Genomic DNA, 17,374 nt, shown 5'->3' with positions numbered 1-17,374 from the left:
CCAACCTTCATGATACTGGCAATTATAGAAAGGCGTAGAAAAATTATTGCACTCAGTTTTTTGTTTATGATGTATGCCCAGGGCCTGCTGGGTGCCTATACTTATACAGTGGCAGCAGTACCGGCTAACTATATAAAACTGCCTGCTCATACCTATCGGCCCCTGAACAGGCAGAGCGCACAGGCGCTTACAGAAAATAGTGTTTACCGGCAAACTGCAACCCCTTTGCAACAACCTTCTGCTGTATGGGATGATGTGGTGTATTATGATGGAGGTCCATCGCAGCCCGAAATGCAGCAATTTGCTTCTGTAAACACTTCCAATATGGTAGATCTGTTTACGGGCGATTTCTCTTATAATATTCCTTTACTGGATGTAGGTGGCTACCCGGTGAATATATCTTACCGCAGTGGTGTTAGCATGGATGAAGAAGCCAGCTGGGTGGGCCTGGGTTGGAATATTAACCCGGGTACTATTGCCCGTAACATGCGTGGAGTACCCGACGATTTTAACGGAGGAGCAGATACTATCCGCAAAACGGCTGTTACCAAAGAAAATAAAACTATAGGCGTTACTGCCGGAGCAGGTTTTGAAATGCTAGGACTGCCTTTAGGCCTGGGGGCTTCGCTGGGGATGTTTCACAATACCTATAAAGGGTGGGGGCTGGAAACAGGCTTGAATGTAAGTATCAATTCCGGCGAAAAAGCTTCGGGGCCTTTAACCGGTGGCTTGTCTGTATCTAACAACTCACAGGAAGGGCTTACGTTCAGTCCTAACATGGGGGTGAAAATAGGCATGTTTGAAACCGAGAATAAAAACGGATATGGTACTTTATCCTTAGGTACTTCTTATAATTCCCGGGCTGGTTTGAGTGGTTTACAGCTTTCCGGCGGTATCCGGTTATCCGAAAAAATAGAGAAGAATGGCAGGGGAGGAAATGCCAGTTATAATATGAACCATACGGCGGGTATTTCGTTCGGCTACCCTTCTTTCACGCCTACTATTAATATGCCTTATACCGGCAGGCAGTTTTCCTTTACGGCCAAGGTGGGGTTTGCGAACTGGACAGCCGATCCCAACTTTTCTATCAGTGGCTATGTGTCCAAGCAAGTGATTGCTGAGGGCGACCGTACATTGGTATTACCTGCGTATGGGTATCTCAACTATCAGAACAGCCTTGCAGATAGTCGCAGCCTGATAGATTTTAACCGCGAAAAAGATATTCCTTTCCGGGATAAACCGGCAGTGCCACATATTGCTATTCCTTCCTACACCTATGATGTGTTCTCTGTATCTGGTGAAGGGGTAGGTGGTTCATTCCGTGCTTACCGTGGAGATATCGGATACATACACGACCACTACATGAAAACCAATGATGCATCTGACCGTGTTTCGGTGGATGTGGGCGTGGGTACCCTCTTTCATGGTGGGGTGGATGTAAACTCCAACCGTTCTTATACCGAAACCGGCGCGTGGGTAACCGATAACCCTATTACACAAACAGCTGCTTTTCGTAAATCGTCTGGCAAGTTTGAAGCAGCCTATTTCCGTAACCCGGGCGAAAAAACAGTGAACTCAAAAGCTTTTTATAATACCATTGGTGGCGATGAAGTGGTAGTGCCACAGTTGTATCAGCCTTCGCAGGGTAGCTCTTATATAGGAGGCACAAATAGCCTGAATATATATAAGAATAAAAGACTGGCCGGAAGTGTTACGCTTACTGCACAAAATGCAGTAAAGCCACAGCGCGACAAACGCAGCCAGGTGATCAACTATTTAACGGCAGAAGAAGCAGATAAAGCTGGTTTAAGTAAATATATAGAAACGCATACCATTAATTCTTTTAAGCTGGGTGGTGATTGTGATCAAACCTTTAATGATGAATATGATTATGGCGTGGGAAATGGTATGATTGGTAAGTATTATAATAACCGTAACCTGAAGGGAGATCCTTCGGGCATAAGGATTGATACTTTTTTCTGGTTGCTGGATAATCCCAAAGGTTCCCGCTGGCCCGGTGTCATCAATAATGATAACTATTCCATACAATGGACGGCCCGCTTTAAAGCGCCGGAAACAGGCACCTATTACTTTAGAACCTATGCTGATGATGGCACCCGCTTATGGATTAATGATTCATTAGTGCTGGACGACTGGAGTGTTCACGCTGAAAGATACTTTGAAGGAAAGCCTGTAAACCTGGTAGCAGGGGAAATATATAATTTACGATTGGAGTATTTTGAAGCTACCGGGCGTGCCGTAATGTCGTTTGAAATGAAGCGTCCTTCTGCCAGTGCATATGAAATTATGCCGGGGTATCTGATGTATAACACGCCTTTAAAAGACAGCTTCGTGGTAGGCTCTTCTTTAACAAAAGAAAAGCGGGTAAGTGGCTTTCGTAAAAAGAACCATATTTCTGAGATAAGCGTATTAAATGCCGATGGCAGAAAATATGTCTACGGCATACCAGTATATAATTTAGGACAGAAGGAAGTTACTTTTTCTGTAGATAAAAGCAGGGGCAACAGCACCACTGGTTTAGCATCTTATACACCTAATGTAGATAATACAGTAAACAACACGCGTGGACGTGATAACTATTTTTCGGCAGAAGAGATGCCGGCCTATGCACACAGCTACCTGCTTACCGGTATTGTATCGCCGGATTATGTGGATGTAACCAATAATGGTATCAGCGATGATGACCTGGGCGATGCTATTAAATTCAATTATACCAAAACGGCAGGTATTGCGAACCCCTACAGATGGCGCGCACCCTATGTACAGGATAGCGCTACTGCTACCTATAACGAAGGGTTACGCACTGATAGCCGGGATGATAAAGCTAACTATGTGTCCGGCACCAAAGAGATATGGTATTTGCAAACCATTGAATCTAAAAATATGGTGGCAGCTTTTTTCCTGGATGGCGAAACGCGCAAGGACGGTATCGATATCTCTGAAAATGGTAGAAAGGCTTATAGTGGTAAAATAAGGCGCTTACGCAAAATTGCCTTATATAATAAGCCGGAGTTCTTACAAAAGGACACCCTGGCTACACCGGTGAAAACTGTGTATTTTGAGTACACCTATGAATTGTGTAAAGGATATAATAAGCCATTGAATGATAGCGGTAAACTCACGTTGAAAAAGATATGGTTTACCTACAATGGCAACGAAAAAGGTAAAAAAACACCTTATGTGTTTACCTATCACAGTAATAACCCCGATTATAACATTAAATCTTACGACAGGTGGGGTAATTATAAATCACCTGCCGATAACCCTACTACCAGTGGCGAGGTGGCTAATGCCGATTATCCTTATGCTTTACAGGATAGCACTAAAGCATCGGTTAACGTAGCTGCCTGGACGCTAAGTGAAATTAAACTGCCATCAGGTGGTGTTATTAAGGCTACCTACGAGAGTGATGATTATGCCTATGTACAAAACAAGCGTAGCATGCAAATGTGTAAACTGGCGGGACTTTCTTACACCAGCAATGCCAATGATATCAGTAATAACCTGTATGGTGGATCGGGCGATAACCTGTATGCCTTTATCAAAGTACCTGTGCCTGTTACTTCTGTCAGTGAAGTGAAAAGTCGTTACCTGGATGGTATTGATAAAATGTATTTCCGTTTATATGTGTCCATGCCCGGTGATAAATGGGGCAATGGTTATGAATATGTGCCATGTTATGCAGATATACAGGAAGGGCAATATGGTTTTTCCAACGATATGATTTGGGTGAAACTAAAAGGCATGGGGGCTAGCTCTGTTTCCCCGCTGGCCAAAACAGCTATCCAGTTTTTACGCTTAAACCTGCCTTCTAAAGCTTACCCGGGTTCAGATGTGGGAGATAATATTGATCTGGGTGATGGTGTACGGATTTTGTTAACCATGGCCGATAATATTTTACAAACCGTATTGTCTTTTAATGATGTGGCCAGGCTTAAAAACTGGGCTAAAAAAATTGATCTCAACAGGTCGTTTGCCCGCGTAACCTGTCCTACCTATAAGCGCCTGGGCGGTGGCCTGCGTGTAAAGCGTGTTACCATTTATGATAACTGGAACGCGATGACCCAACAGCAGGAAAGCACCTATGGTCAGGAATATACCTATACTACCACCAAAGAGGTGAACGGAGTGAAAACGGAAATCAGTAGTGGGGTGGCTTTATACGAACCCGGCATTGGTGGAGAAGAAAATCCTTTCCATCTGCCTATAGAATACAGCGAACAGGCTTCTGCACTGGCCCCGGTAACCATGGGGTATACCGAAGAGCCTTTGGGTGAATCTTTTTATCCCGGAGCTTCTATAGGGTATAGTAAAGTGCGTGTGCGTTCTATCCATACGCAAAACAGGCGTTCTGCTATGGGGTTTGAAGAATCTTGTTTTTATACTGCTTATGATTTCCCCACCATGGTAGATAGAAGTGTATTGGATGATGATACTAAGAAGAGATATAAACCTGGTCTGGCTAATTTCCTGCGTATCGATGCTAAACATTACGTAACGGCATCACAGGGATTTAAGATAGAGCTGAACGATATGCATGGTAAACCACGTTCACAAGCTACCTATTCTGCTACCGACCCGGATAACTATATCACTTATTCCGAGAATTTTTATAAGGTAGAAAACCAGTCTGCCGCTCAAAAGCAACTGTCTAATACCGTAATGGCAATGAATGCGGATAGTTCTATTGATAGTGAAGCGTTTATTGGTAAGGATGCCGAGTTGTTGCTGGATATGCGTGAGCAAAAAACGGTAGTGAATGGTTTGAATGTAAGTGTTAATGCGGATGTGATACCGTTTTTTTTACCACCTGTGCTGGTGATACCTACAGCCTACGGATTAACGCAACGCGAAGAAACCCGTTTCAGAAGTTCAGCTGCTGTAAAAGTGATACAGCGTTTTGGTATACTGGACAGCCTGCTGGTAGTAGATAAAGGAAGTAAGGTAACCACTAAAAACCTGTTGTACGACAGTGAAACGGGTGACGTATTGCTTACCCGCACACAAAATGAGTTTGACGATCCGGTGTATAATTTCACCTACCCCTCACATTGGGCGTATGAGGGCATGGCCATGGCCTACAAAAACATCGATGTTACCCTCAGTGGTATCTTTATAAAAGATGGCAAGCTCACGAAAGGGTTACCAACACGTACAACCGTTGATAGCTTTTTTACCAGTGGCGATGAAATGCTGGTGGCTTCTAAAATGGGCATAGCGAAGGATACCGGTTGTAAAGATATTTACACCACATTCCCTGTGTTCTCAAAAGTGTGGGCAGTAGATGCCAATACTATCAAAGGTGGCGCACCGGATATTTACTTTGTAGACAAAGAGGGACATGCGTTTTCGGGAAATGATATTACGTTGAAAATTGTACGCTCTGGCCGTAGGAATATTGCGGGTACTGTAGGCTCGGTTACTTGTTTAAATAACCCGGTAGTATATACTAATGGCAAGTATTCGTTGCAGCTGAATACAGCTTCGCAGGTATTGAATGCATCAGTAGCCCATTATGCGCAGGTGTGGAAAGTGGGAGATAAGAAGGCGGTAAAAAAGGTGCCTGGCATAACCTGTCAGACGTGTTGTATACGACCAATAATGGACTATTTATTCAGTAGCGCTGGCAGCGTTGATTTGAGAAGAGTTTATAGTAATCCTATTACAGTTGCAGTATTAGCGCAGCATGCCAGTAATAATGGATTTGGAGTAGATATTAGTTGTCCGTTGTTGTATAAAAATAAAGATAAAAAGTTCTATCATTACGCTAAAGATTCTAGTTGTTCTAATGGAACATGTACATATAACTTTCCTGCTATTGCTGCCGGGAAGGAATTCTATCGTTTTCAGCTGGGAGATATAATAGTAAAGGTTACTGCCGCCCGTTATTTTCCTGCTGATGCCTATCTGAACGCATTTCATGTCAGAAGGTGTCCATCGGGTAATGTAGCAGAGTTTATAAGTGCTTATCCGGTTGACTCTGTGTATACCTACCAGGTGCCAATTGATACATCCTATATGAGAGTTTATGGGGCTAATGGTTTCCGGATTATGTATTATTCCTGTGATGGAACGGTAGATCTGCAACATCCCACTCCTATATTGCCTATGGTGACGGTTCATCAGGTTTCCCAGGTGGGAATACGCAAGGGGGAGGTGACGGTGATTTATTACAAAGATGGTGCATTGTTGTTTGGGAACACGTTAACCCTGAATCCTACGTCCGTTCAGGCTTGCACCATCACTGATGCCAATGAAACCTACGCAACTATTGAGGTGGTAGGGAATACTTGTGATACTATCATGAATCCTGTATGTTACAGCCCTATTACCGATACTGTGTTGAATCCTTATAGTTATGGTGTGCTCGGTAATTTTAAAGCTGATTCCGTGTATACCTATTACGGACAACGTAATAATGCCACCCTTACTCCACTGGTCAATACGAATATCAGGGCAGATGGGGCTTTTGCTGAGTTTGTTCCGTTCTGGAAATTCGCCAATGGTAAACTAAAGGCGAACCCGGATACCAGCAAATGGGTGTGGACAAGCATTTCTACCTTATTTAATGTAAAAGGATTTGAGCTGGAAAATAAAGATCCTTTAAACAGGTATAATGCCGGCTTATATGGTTACAATCAAACATTGCCAGTAGCAGTAGTACAAAATAGCCGGTACAGAGAATCTGGGTATGAAGGCTTTGAAGATTATTTTTATGGCACAGACAGTTGCAGCACACTTTGTCCTGTTGGTCGTCATTTCGATTTTAGCAGCCTTAAAAGTTATATCTCCACCGAGCAACAGCATACCGGTAAATACAGCTTAAAAATAGCATCAGGAACTTCTTTAGGTTTTGCCGCTATGATTAGTAATGCAGAGTTAAAGCAGCCGGCTATTACATTTTCCAGGCTTACTGATAATTGTTCAGGTACCTATTTGCAAAGTGTTAAAGCCGATAGCACCTCCCTGTTGCCAGTGTTTACACCAGCCGGTGGTAAGAAAATTCTGATCAGTACCTGGGTAAAAGAAATGCGTGATTGTAAGTGTGAAAGCTATACCGGAAATAAAATAGATGTGTATGTGAAAACGGCTGCTGGTTATACTACGTTAACGCTGTTGCCTATGGGAGATATTATTGAAGGATGGCAGCGATATGAAAGTGTAGTTACGCTTGCGGCAGATGCCACGCAGTTAAGCGTCAATTTCACCGCCAGTGGCAGCAGTGATGTGTATTTTGATGATATCCGTATACATCCTTACAACGCCAATATGAAATCGTTTGTATATAACTCTACCAACCTGCGACTGATGGCAGAGCTGGATGAAAATAATTATGCTACTTTTTATGAGTACGACGATGATGGTACTTTAATCCGGGTGAAAAAAGAAACCCAGCGTGGTGTTAAAACCATCAAAGAAACCCGTAGCGCTTTAAGAGTAATTGAATAAACGTATGGTTATGAATAGCAGAATAATTAAGAATACCTGTTTGGTTTTTATCCTGTTAATGCTGGCGCCACTATTACTGTGCGCACAACAAGCCAAAGGAACCGGTGAAGTACTCGGGCTGCTGGATAAAATAAAAGAAAAATACATGCAGTTGCATCAAGTGAGTGTGGATATGCGCTATTACTATAGCAATGAAAATACAGTGGGTCAATACATCGATTCTTTATCGGGCTGGCTGGTAATGAATGGTGATGAATACCTGCTGAAAATGCAAAACGTAGAAACGATGGTGAATAAACGCTATAATGTTACGTTGTTTTATGAAGATCAGCTGATGTATCTCTCTCATCCTGTTGTTGCACGGTCCTATAGTCCTGCGGCAGCTTTAGATACCCTGTTTCAACATTCAGATGGGGTACAGTGCCAGGTGCAGTACAACGGCAATAGGGCAGAAGCAGAAGTGCGTTTTCCGGAGGGTGGTAATTATAAAGCCATGAAGTTTGTAATAGATACTGCCAATGGCTATATGTTACAAAGTAAGGTGGTGTTGAAAACTACTTTGCTTACGCAAGGTGCAGAAGAGGCGGAGTTGTTGAAACAAGGATATGATAGGTATGCTGTAGTGGATGTGTACTTTAACAACTACCGGAAAGAACAGTTGTCTGACGACTTTTTTAGCGAAAGCCGCTTCTTCACCAGGAAGGACAAGGAGTTCCAGGTAACAGATAAGTATAGCAATTATAAAATTTTTGTAGCTACCCCTAACCTTTAAACTAACGGTAATGCAATTATTAAAAAATATTCAGGCCCGGGTAACAGGGTGTATAGCGTTTTTGTTTTCTGTAACTATGGCTACAGCACAGGTGACTGCGCCGGTTACGGAATTTGTAAAACCCTTAACGGCCACTACATTGGTAACGAATGCTACTGCAACGGTACAAAATGATCTTTTTTTCAATAGTGCTTATAGTGTTAATATAGATACCCCTTACCCGGTTAAAAATATCATCACCTTAAAGCTTAATGAGTCGTACACAGGTTACCTGGCCAGCCCTTTTACGGCAACCATATCTGTGGCTATCACCTATACGAACAGCGCATTAGCGGTTGATTCTGTGATCCGTGATTTTGTGGTGCGCTATGATACAGGGGCAGCCTATAAAAGCCAGGATATATTTTCATTCAATGGAGCGCAGCGTGTTGCATTAAGAGTGCGGAGCATGCAGATTAAGAACGCTGGCGGGCAAAATATGGTGAGTACCAGCCAGCCTTATCTTATTCTGGAAAATAAAATGCGGGTACAACCGGCATATAAATTCAGTTGTACCACGTTAGTGGGCAACCTGTTGGCTACAGATTCTGCAAAAGTGAACCCGGATGAGTTATATGTATCATGGGGGGCGGTTACGGGAGCTTATGAGTATGATATGGAATGGGCTTATGTGGATAGCAATGCTTTTGTAAACGTGTATCATAATGCTATTGGTGCTGCCTTTTTTAAGAACAATGCTACTAGGGTGAGTGTAAAGGGAAACCTGTATGCTATTCCGCTGATGTATAACGATGCGGGGTATCTCTGTTTCAGAGTAAGACCTGTACAATACAAGAAACAACAAAGATTCGAAGGTGCCTGGACAGCTGTTACACCATTTACGTCGGGCATATATGCGTTTGCGGGGCATCAGCGTGCACTTAACTGGCAGTCTGATATCAGCTTTGCCGAGGATGGAAAAAGAAAAGTAGTGGTGCAGTATTTTGATGGCAGTCTCAGAGGAAGACAAACAGTATCAAAAGACAATACCAGCAATACTACCATAGTAGGGGAAGACTTGTATGATTACCAGGGGCGACCGGTAATAAAAGTATTACCCGTACCTACACTGAACAGCATTATCGGGTATACGCGAAACTTTACAGTAGGCATTAATGGTAGTGAATATACCAAGGCCAACTATGATACTTTACCTAACCCTTCTGCATACTGTGGTGCTGCTGCGGCAGCCATGGGCACCGCCAGTGGTGCATCGAGGTATTATTCGCCGGCCAATCCTGATAAAACAGGCATCAATGCTTATATACCCGATGCCGAAGGTTATCCTTTTACCGAAACACAATATACGCAGGATGGAACCGGACGCATCAGTAAGCAAAGCGGTGTAGGCCTTAACTATAAATTAGGCAGCGGGCATGAAACCCGGTATTACTATGGCACGCCTTCCCAGGGTGAATTGGATGCTTTGTTTGGCACAGAAGTAGGCGATAAATCGCATTATTTCAAAAATGCTATTCAGGATGCCAATGGGCAATATTCTGTCAGCTACCTGGATATGCATGGGCGTACTATTGCTACTGCGCTGGCAGGTGGTGCTCCTGCAGGTATGGAAGCGCTTAGTTCTAATACAGGAGGCAAACAAACAGTAGAGCAATTGGCTGATTCTGGTAGCGTGGTGATAAAAGACAGGATTCTGGAACATAAAAAAAGCCTGGTGGTAGATACCCAGGGCGATCATGTGTTTTCCTACAAGCTTGACCCGGAAAGCCTGGTAAAAGAAGGCTGTCAGAAAGAGAGTATCTGTTATAACTGTTTATACGATCTGAGAATTACTATCACAGATGATTGTAATAACCAGAAGCTGCCGGGAAAGAAAGCATTTGATACCACCATTCGTAACTTTACCATAGGGCGGATAGACAGCACTTGCAAAGCCCCGGGCTTTAATGTGTCATTTACGCTCAATTTACCGGCTGGTAACTATGATATCACCAAACGCCTGAGCGTGAGTGATTATGCTACAGACTACTACAGGAATAGTATGTTTATTCCTCATAACAGCTGTTCTACGCTACAAACGCTGATTAATGAACAAAGAACAGTAGTGCAAAAGAAAATATCGTGTACCCCTGTTTGTGATTCCTGTAAAGAAACAAATGCGGGTGATGATTACCGCACTGCTTTGTTACTGGATGTAACACCGCCTTCGGGACAGTATGCTAATCCAATCGATACCGCCAGGGCTTTCTCTATCTTCTATGTACAGGAAGATAAGCCAGCACGTTTCCAGGATAGTACCCTGGTATATAAAGATGACGCCGGAAATGTAGATTATGTACTGGACGATGCATCGGGAGTAATGGTTACACCTAATAAGCTGGATAAAACGCAGTTTGCTGCCAAGTTCAAAGCTTCCTGGGCTAATACACTGATAGCAATACATCCAGAGTACTGTAAGCTCACAGCTTATGAAAGCTATAAAAGCAGTAATGTATGGGATAAGATGTTTGAGAAAACGGAAACCTACCAGGCAGCCTATACAGCAGGATACCTGAACCCTACAGGTAAAACTACTACGCCTTTCAGTAAATTTCCTACTGTTGCGGCCAGTAAAGATCCTTTTTACAGCAATGCGGCGGTAACAGCATTGGAAAACAAAATGCAGAATTATTCAGCCGTTACTTTGAATGTAAATAAGGTTTCCACGTCTGTAAACCTGAGTATATGGTCCATGGCGACCATGACGGTAAAAATGAGTGAAAAGGATACTTTTGGCGTATATAGCATTTATAACAATCCTTTTAATACGGCTAATACCTGTGAAGGTGATTTAAATATGGCCTGGAGAAATTTCCGTTCCATGTATCTGCAAGCCAAAAGAGATATTATTAATGGCCTTGTAAATACTACCTGTACGGGAAGTTCTTCGTCTGCCCAATTGATAACTGCCGGTTTTGTGCCTAACTTTAATGTAGTAAGTGATGCTATCAGTGCAAATGGACTTGGGTTTACACAAACTACCACCAGTCAAACCGCATACACTGATTCTGCTTCAAAATCAATGACAGCATTATATGATACCAATTGTAAGGCGTATGTTTCTTTATGGACTCAACAACTATCTTGTTATACACAGGTTCAGTTAGATTCGATCATTCCTAAGTTGCTTGCTGTTTGTAAAGAGGGGGCCGATGCCAACCATCCTAATGGCTCGAGTACAGTAAAGCCATCAAGCACCTATCAGTACAGAAGCTTTGCAGATGTAATCAATGCTTTCAATACTAAAATTGGCAAAAAGCCAGATGTTACCTGTAATGCGGAGCTGATTACGGCACCTAAGCCTTATGAAAGTCCTGTTGCTTATAGCAATGTTACATTATATACAAAGCCGGATGATTGCCAATGTAGTACGATAAAGTCGTTGTACGATACTTATCAATTGAATAACAGGGGCACTACCAGTTTTTCCGCTTATGTAAAGTTGGTACGCAATACTGATATGACGGAAACTGAGCTAACTACCCTGGTGGCTTTATGTACACAACCGGCATCCGGATGTAACTATTTGCCTACTCCTATACAAATTCCGCCGGCCCTGCAATGTGGTATGCAAAATGTATGTGCTTCCTGTGTGCAGGTAAAGGCATATTATCAAAGTTATATTGCTACTTACCCAACCATATTGCCGTCTTCAGTAGATACTGCTGAAGCACAACAACAGCGAAATACTGTTTTTGCCAACTACATGAATAATCGTTTGGGTTTTGCAAAAACAGCAGCAGAATATCTTTCCTTTATTAATACCTGTAATCAAAATAGTGCGCAGGATTATCAAACGGTTTGTAGAAGCGAGCCTTACGGTGTTAAATGGACACTTAGTAAGAATAGTCCATTTATGACTAATTATGGATGTTCAGCTAATATAGTCGCTACCGATATTAAGGCAACGAGTGACAATGGCTTTATTATTGTTGCAAACCAGAATGCTGCTTTTCCATGCAAGCTGTCCTATTTAATTAAAATAGACTCCTTAAATAGAGTACAATGGGCTAAACTCATTGGTAATACAGGTGATACTGTAATATACCAAAAAGTGTTAGTTACGAAAGATAATGGGTATGTGCTTGGAGGCTATTACCGCTCTGGGTTTGATCTGGTAACTAAACTGGATTCTGCCGGAAATTTTATCAGCCATAATGGAAACAATAAAAGCCCGAGAACTTATCGTTGTCTTGATTTAAAAGAAACAAAAACAGGTAAGATATTGGCAAGTTTTTATAGCGAAGCAGTGCATGAATATCGTGTGGTGGTATATAACGCAGATTTGTCGGTACTCCATATAAAAAGAGTTTCCAGTGAAATAGGACTTGACGATTCCGGAACCGCCGGTAAAATGGCGTTGGATGGGAATTTGGTTTGGATCACTGTAAACACGAAGTCCGATTGGGATCACGATGGGGATTACTATGCGCAAAATGGAATTTTTGCATTTAATTGGGTAACTGGTTATTTTGAAGGGGTTCCGGAAGCACTGGTCACAGAAGAGCCTTCTTATGCTTCAGGATACATGAGGTATATTGATGGTGAAGAGTATGATGGTAACTTTCCTTGCAGGAATACGATTGAAGAGATATTTGTAGTGGGAGATATTTTAAAGGTGAAATTGTCTACTCATACATATCCTAAATACGATTTTGATATTCCTGATTATAACAATCCTGTTGGTAATCTCATTGTTGTAGATAAAGTGAGGTTAGTAGATATCGATAAAAATACAGGTTCGGTTATTGCTTCAAAAACAGTTAGCACTGATATGCTGTATTTTATTAACGGTCAATCTGAAGTGAATCTAAATAAAACTGTTGTTGCTTATTATGTAGATTCTGTTGGGAATAGCGTGGTAACTGAATACAAGCCTCAAATGGCTTCCCTGACTGTTAGAAAGTTAAATAGTTCCTGGAATACTACTTACGCTCGTATTTTTAGGAATGCCAAAGAAGAGTCAATCATAGATAAGGCCAGGTCTGGCAGATTTGTGGGAGTGGGAGCGAAAGACAGTACGCTTGTTTTTAACACTCTTGATCTTGATAGTGCCAATCAGTGTAGCACTATAAGTTCACTTCCTGAATTGCAGGATGCCTATGTATTGCAACAATATAACACCGAGTGGTATCAGTATGATTATCGGATAGGAGAAACAGATGGCAGGTTTGGCACAGGCCCTCTGCAAGCATCCATGTTTTTTAAGAATTATACTAATAGTATAATAAAGTCGGCATTGTGCACATATACACGTTGCTCTAAAGAATATGCAGGAGCTTATATGTGCGGTAGTACAAAAGCGGTGTTTTCGCCTATTTCTGCTGTAGAAGAAGTGAACAGTTGCTCGGATACCAGCTTCTTTATCGAAACCAAAGCCACTGAGCTTCTTAATGTATATAAGGATTCACTAAAAGGCGCTTTTGATAAGGACTATACAGCTAAATGTCTCAACGCCTATAAATACGAATCTTTTACAGTAACGAAGTATACCAACGAGTATCATTATACACTCTATTATTACGATCAATCCGGCAACCTGGTAAAAACTATACCACCAGCTGGCGTTCGTATGAATAAAGATACAGTTTGGTTAAAGCAGGTGGTGAGTGCCAGAAAGGCCAGAACTTCGCTGGTGCCAGTGCATGAAATGGCAACATTGTACCGGTATAATACCTTAAATCAGGTTGCTGAACAAAAGACGCCGGATGCAGGAATAAGCCGTTTCTGGTATGACAGATTGGGACGCTTGGTGGTTTCTCAAAATGCGAAGCAAATAATGGCTAAGCAATATAGCTACACATTGTATGATCAGATTGGACGTATTACTCAATTGGGGCAATTGGTGAGTTCTGCCAGTATCAGTGATCGAATTAGTCGCAATAGTGATTCGTTGCAAATATGGTTGGCAGGCGCAGCAGCAAGCAGAGAGCAAATTACGGTTACAGTGTATGATGAAGCGTATGTAGCAACTGATATAGCAATGAATGCTGCTAATTTGCGTAATCGGGTTTCATACAATGCTATTTACAATACAGCCACAGATTTAACCGGTGCAGGCAATCCTTTTGCAAATGCCACCTTTTATAGCTACGATATTCACGGTAATGTAGATACCTTGCTTCAATACTATAAAGAGGGAGCTATGAAGTTGAATGCGGGTAATAGCATAAAGAAAATGGTATATCAATATGATCTGGTAAGCGGTAAAGTAAACCATGTAGCTTACCAGCCAGGTAGACGGGATGCTTTTTATCACCGGTATATTTATGATGCTGAAAACCGCTTAACAAATGTTGAAACAAGTCATGATAGTCTTAGTTGGGAAAATGAAGCTTGGTATACTTACTATAAGCATGGGCCATTAGCAAGAACTGTGTTAGGGCAACAACAGGTGCAGGGACTTGATTATATTTATACGTTGCAGGGATGGATTAAAGGGGTTAATGCAGGTGTCGAAACAGATGGGACTTCGGCTGCAACTCCAGCTGCGAATGCTTATAGTTATGTTTTAAACTATAACGAGAATGATTATAAGGGCATTAATTCTGTAAGCCCCGACGCTTCAGCGCTTATTCGGTTAGGCGCTGAATATAAGCCGCTATATAATGGAAATATTGCAGGGATGGGGATTAATATTAACAAATTAGGAAGGGGGCAATGGTATAATTATCAATTCGATCAACTGGCCAGATTTGTGAAAATGGATACCTGGAAGGGAGATAGTTATACATGGAATGGATTGCAAAAGAGTCCTGATTACCATGAAGCTATAGGTTATGATGCAAATGGGAATATTTTACGCTATTTGCGTAATGGGACTACTACTGCTGGAACTCCTTTGGCAATGGATAGTCTTACTTACCATTACGAAAGTGGAAAGAATCGTTTAACCTATATTTCTGATTCCGTAGCTTATGGTAATTATTCTGTAGATATTGATAAGCAATCAGCTGGTAATTATGGGTATGATTCCATAGGCAATCTGGTTAAGGATGATTCAGCGAAAATTGATAAAATAGAATGGACGGTTTATGGTAAAATAAAGAGTGTAAAGAAAAAAGATGGTAGTACGATTTATTACACTTACGATGCAACCGGAAACAGGGTGAGTAAAATCTTTGGAACCGATACAACTTGTTACGTACATGATGCACAAGGTAAGGTGGTAAGTGTTTATCAATCAGGTAATATGGCTATTAATAATGGTCATTTAACTCAGTCTGAAATTGCAATATTAGGCAATAGTAGATTTGGGCTTTTTAAAGCTCTTAGAGATATGACTATTGCAGCAAATATGGGAAATTTAGGTGGTATAACGGGAGTTACATGGGATAGTGTTTATAGAGGAAAGAAGTTTTTTGAATTAAACAATCATCTGAGAAGCGTATTAGTTACAATCTCTGACAGGAAATTGCAGTATAGCGCTTTGGGGGGGACTGTCGATTTTTATACAGCTGATGTAGTTTCGGCACAGGATTATTATTCGTTTGGGATGTTACAGCCTGCCAGAAGTTTTAATGTGGAAGGATACAGATATGGTTTTAATGGAAAGGAGAATGATAATGAAATGAAAGGAGATGGAAATTCTATTGATTTTGAAGGAAGGGTTTATGATTCCAGGATTGGTATTTGGTTAAGTGTAGATCCATTGCAGCAAAAATATCCTTTTATGAGTCCTTATAATTTTGGGATGAATAATCCTATCATTTTTCAGGATATCGATGGCCAGGATATTGTTTATTTTAATAGAGAAGGGCATGAGGTCAAAAGGATAATTTCAAATACTGTATTCGAAACTTATGTACAATGTAAAGCAAAGTCTAATGCAATTCATACGCTTCCTGATTACAAAGAGCTATTTAAAGCTCCTGTTGCTTCTGTGGGTGTGGTTCCTTTACAAGGGCAGTTTGTTAAAGTGACGATGCCTGATATCGTTACTGAAATGCATGGAACCAATACCACAGTGCCTATGTTTCAAAAATATGATTATCAGATTGCAGCTAGTGTATATTTGTTTAATGAAGCTAAAAATGATGGGACTTTAGAATTGGTGACGGATGGAAAACCGAGCTTTAGTATTCCCTCAGATCTTGCAAAAAAGCAAATCCCGGACTTAACTCCCACTTATGTTAAAGCCGTTGCTTTAGATGAATCTATGGCGGGAACAGGCAGAGACTATAACGAGCAAATGGATATTCTGCAAATTAATAATGGATTGTCTCATAGCGCAGATTTTGATGCGCATATGCGTAAATATGGTTTTGAAAAGGGGGTAATGCCTACTCCCGAAATTTCAATTAATGGGGGAGTGAAAGAGTTAGCGACTAAAGGTTATCATAATCAGACAAAGAATAAATTGAATTTTCAAGGGTGGAATATTGCTGCCAAAAATCATAATGGTGGTGGTGCTGCAAAGTACGGACAGGATTATGTAAAAAATATTACAGATGCGATAAATGGTGCGCAAAAACCTAAAGCTTCAAATTATGTATCAGAGAATAAGCCGGCGAACAAAACGCAAAAGCAAACTAAAACACGTACTAAAAGATAGCTTGGTGCTAGTTGCATTTATGTGTTTATGTTTAACTGATAATATTGCACAAACTACAAGTAATGATCGTATTCAATATTGCATTTATGTAATAAAAAAGAATATTAAAAACAAAGTGTTTGAAAAAGCTAGAATTGATGCAGAGTATGGAAAAATTGAGACAAATGTTTGTTATTTAGGGTTGATCGGAAAGGGCTTTGACACATTTAAGATATTAAATGTGTCCGTGATCTCAGGTATGTCTCACCGCGCGACTAATGAAATATATGTTTTTAATAAAGGAAATAAGTATTTAGGTCGTTATAAAGGTTTTTTCGAAAAAGAATTACCTCTAAGAATATCAGAGAATAAGCTGGTCTTTAAGAATATTGTAACATCTGGTTGTAAGCTGACACAAAGTGTCTTTGTCGGTTTTGAGAATGGCCCTCCAAAGCAGATTTTATTTGGTTGTAACACTTTTGATGATCGGGTATACTCTTTTTTCTCTGTTGAAACTGATAAATAATGTTTTTATAATGGAAGGGGCCATCATTAATGAT

4 protein-coding genes are annotated in these 17,374 nt (G+C 41.1%); all 4 read left to right on the top strand.

Annotated elements, in window-relative coordinates:
* Positions 1 to 9: 9 nt before the first annotated feature.
* The 4 genes from FLA_RS17665 to FLA_RS17650 are packed head-to-tail and all read left to right on the top strand — an operon-like array spanning position 10 to position 17,340.
* Positions 10 to 7,470 (top strand): PA14 domain-containing protein, encoded by a 7,461-nt coding sequence (locus FLA_RS17665; RefSeq protein ID WP_076381354.1) that lies wholly within the window; start codon positions 10 to 12, stop codon positions 7,468 to 7,470.
* A gap of 10 nt (positions 7,471 to 7,480) precedes the next feature.
* Entirely contained in the window at positions 7,481 to 8,242 is a 762-nt protein-coding gene (locus FLA_RS17660; RefSeq protein ID WP_144264118.1) for a hypothetical protein, read from the top strand.
* Between the two features lie 10 nt (positions 8,243 to 8,252).
* Positions 8,253 to 16,835 (top strand): RHS repeat-associated core domain-containing protein, encoded by an 8,583-nt coding sequence (locus FLA_RS17655; RefSeq protein ID WP_076381356.1) that lies wholly within the window; start codon positions 8,253 to 8,255, stop codon positions 16,833 to 16,835.
* Complete coding sequence (locus FLA_RS17650) at positions 16,771 to 17,340, top strand: hypothetical protein (protein WP_144264119.1); 570 nt, start codon at positions 16,771 to 16,773, stop codon at positions 17,338 to 17,340. The genes FLA_RS17655 and FLA_RS17650 overlap by 65 nt, the downstream gene beginning before the upstream one ends.
* The last annotated feature ends 34 nt before the right edge of the window (positions 17,341 to 17,374 follow it).

The organism is Filimonas lacunae (genome assembly GCF_002355595.1).
Lineage (GTDB): Bacteria > Bacteroidota > Bacteroidia > Chitinophagales > Chitinophagaceae > Filimonas > Filimonas lacunae.
Note: the sequence above shows the minus strand (reverse complement) of the source record. Positions and strands in the feature narration are given on the sequence as shown.

Coding starts and splice junctions, on each gene's coding strand:
- FLA_RS17660 (WP_144264118.1), top strand. CDS start 7,481: ATGAATAGCAGAATAATTAAGAATACCTGTTTGGTTTTTATCCTGTTA.
- FLA_RS17650 (WP_144264119.1), top strand. CDS start 16,771: ATGTATCAGAGAATAAGCCGGCGAACAAAACGCAAAAGCAAACTAAAA.
- FLA_RS17665 (WP_076381354.1), top strand. CDS start 10: ATGATACTGGCAATTATAGAAAGGCGTAGAAAAATTATTGCACTCAGT.
- FLA_RS17655 (WP_076381356.1), top strand. CDS start 8,253: ATGCAATTATTAAAAAATATTCAGGCCCGGGTAACAGGGTGTATAGCG.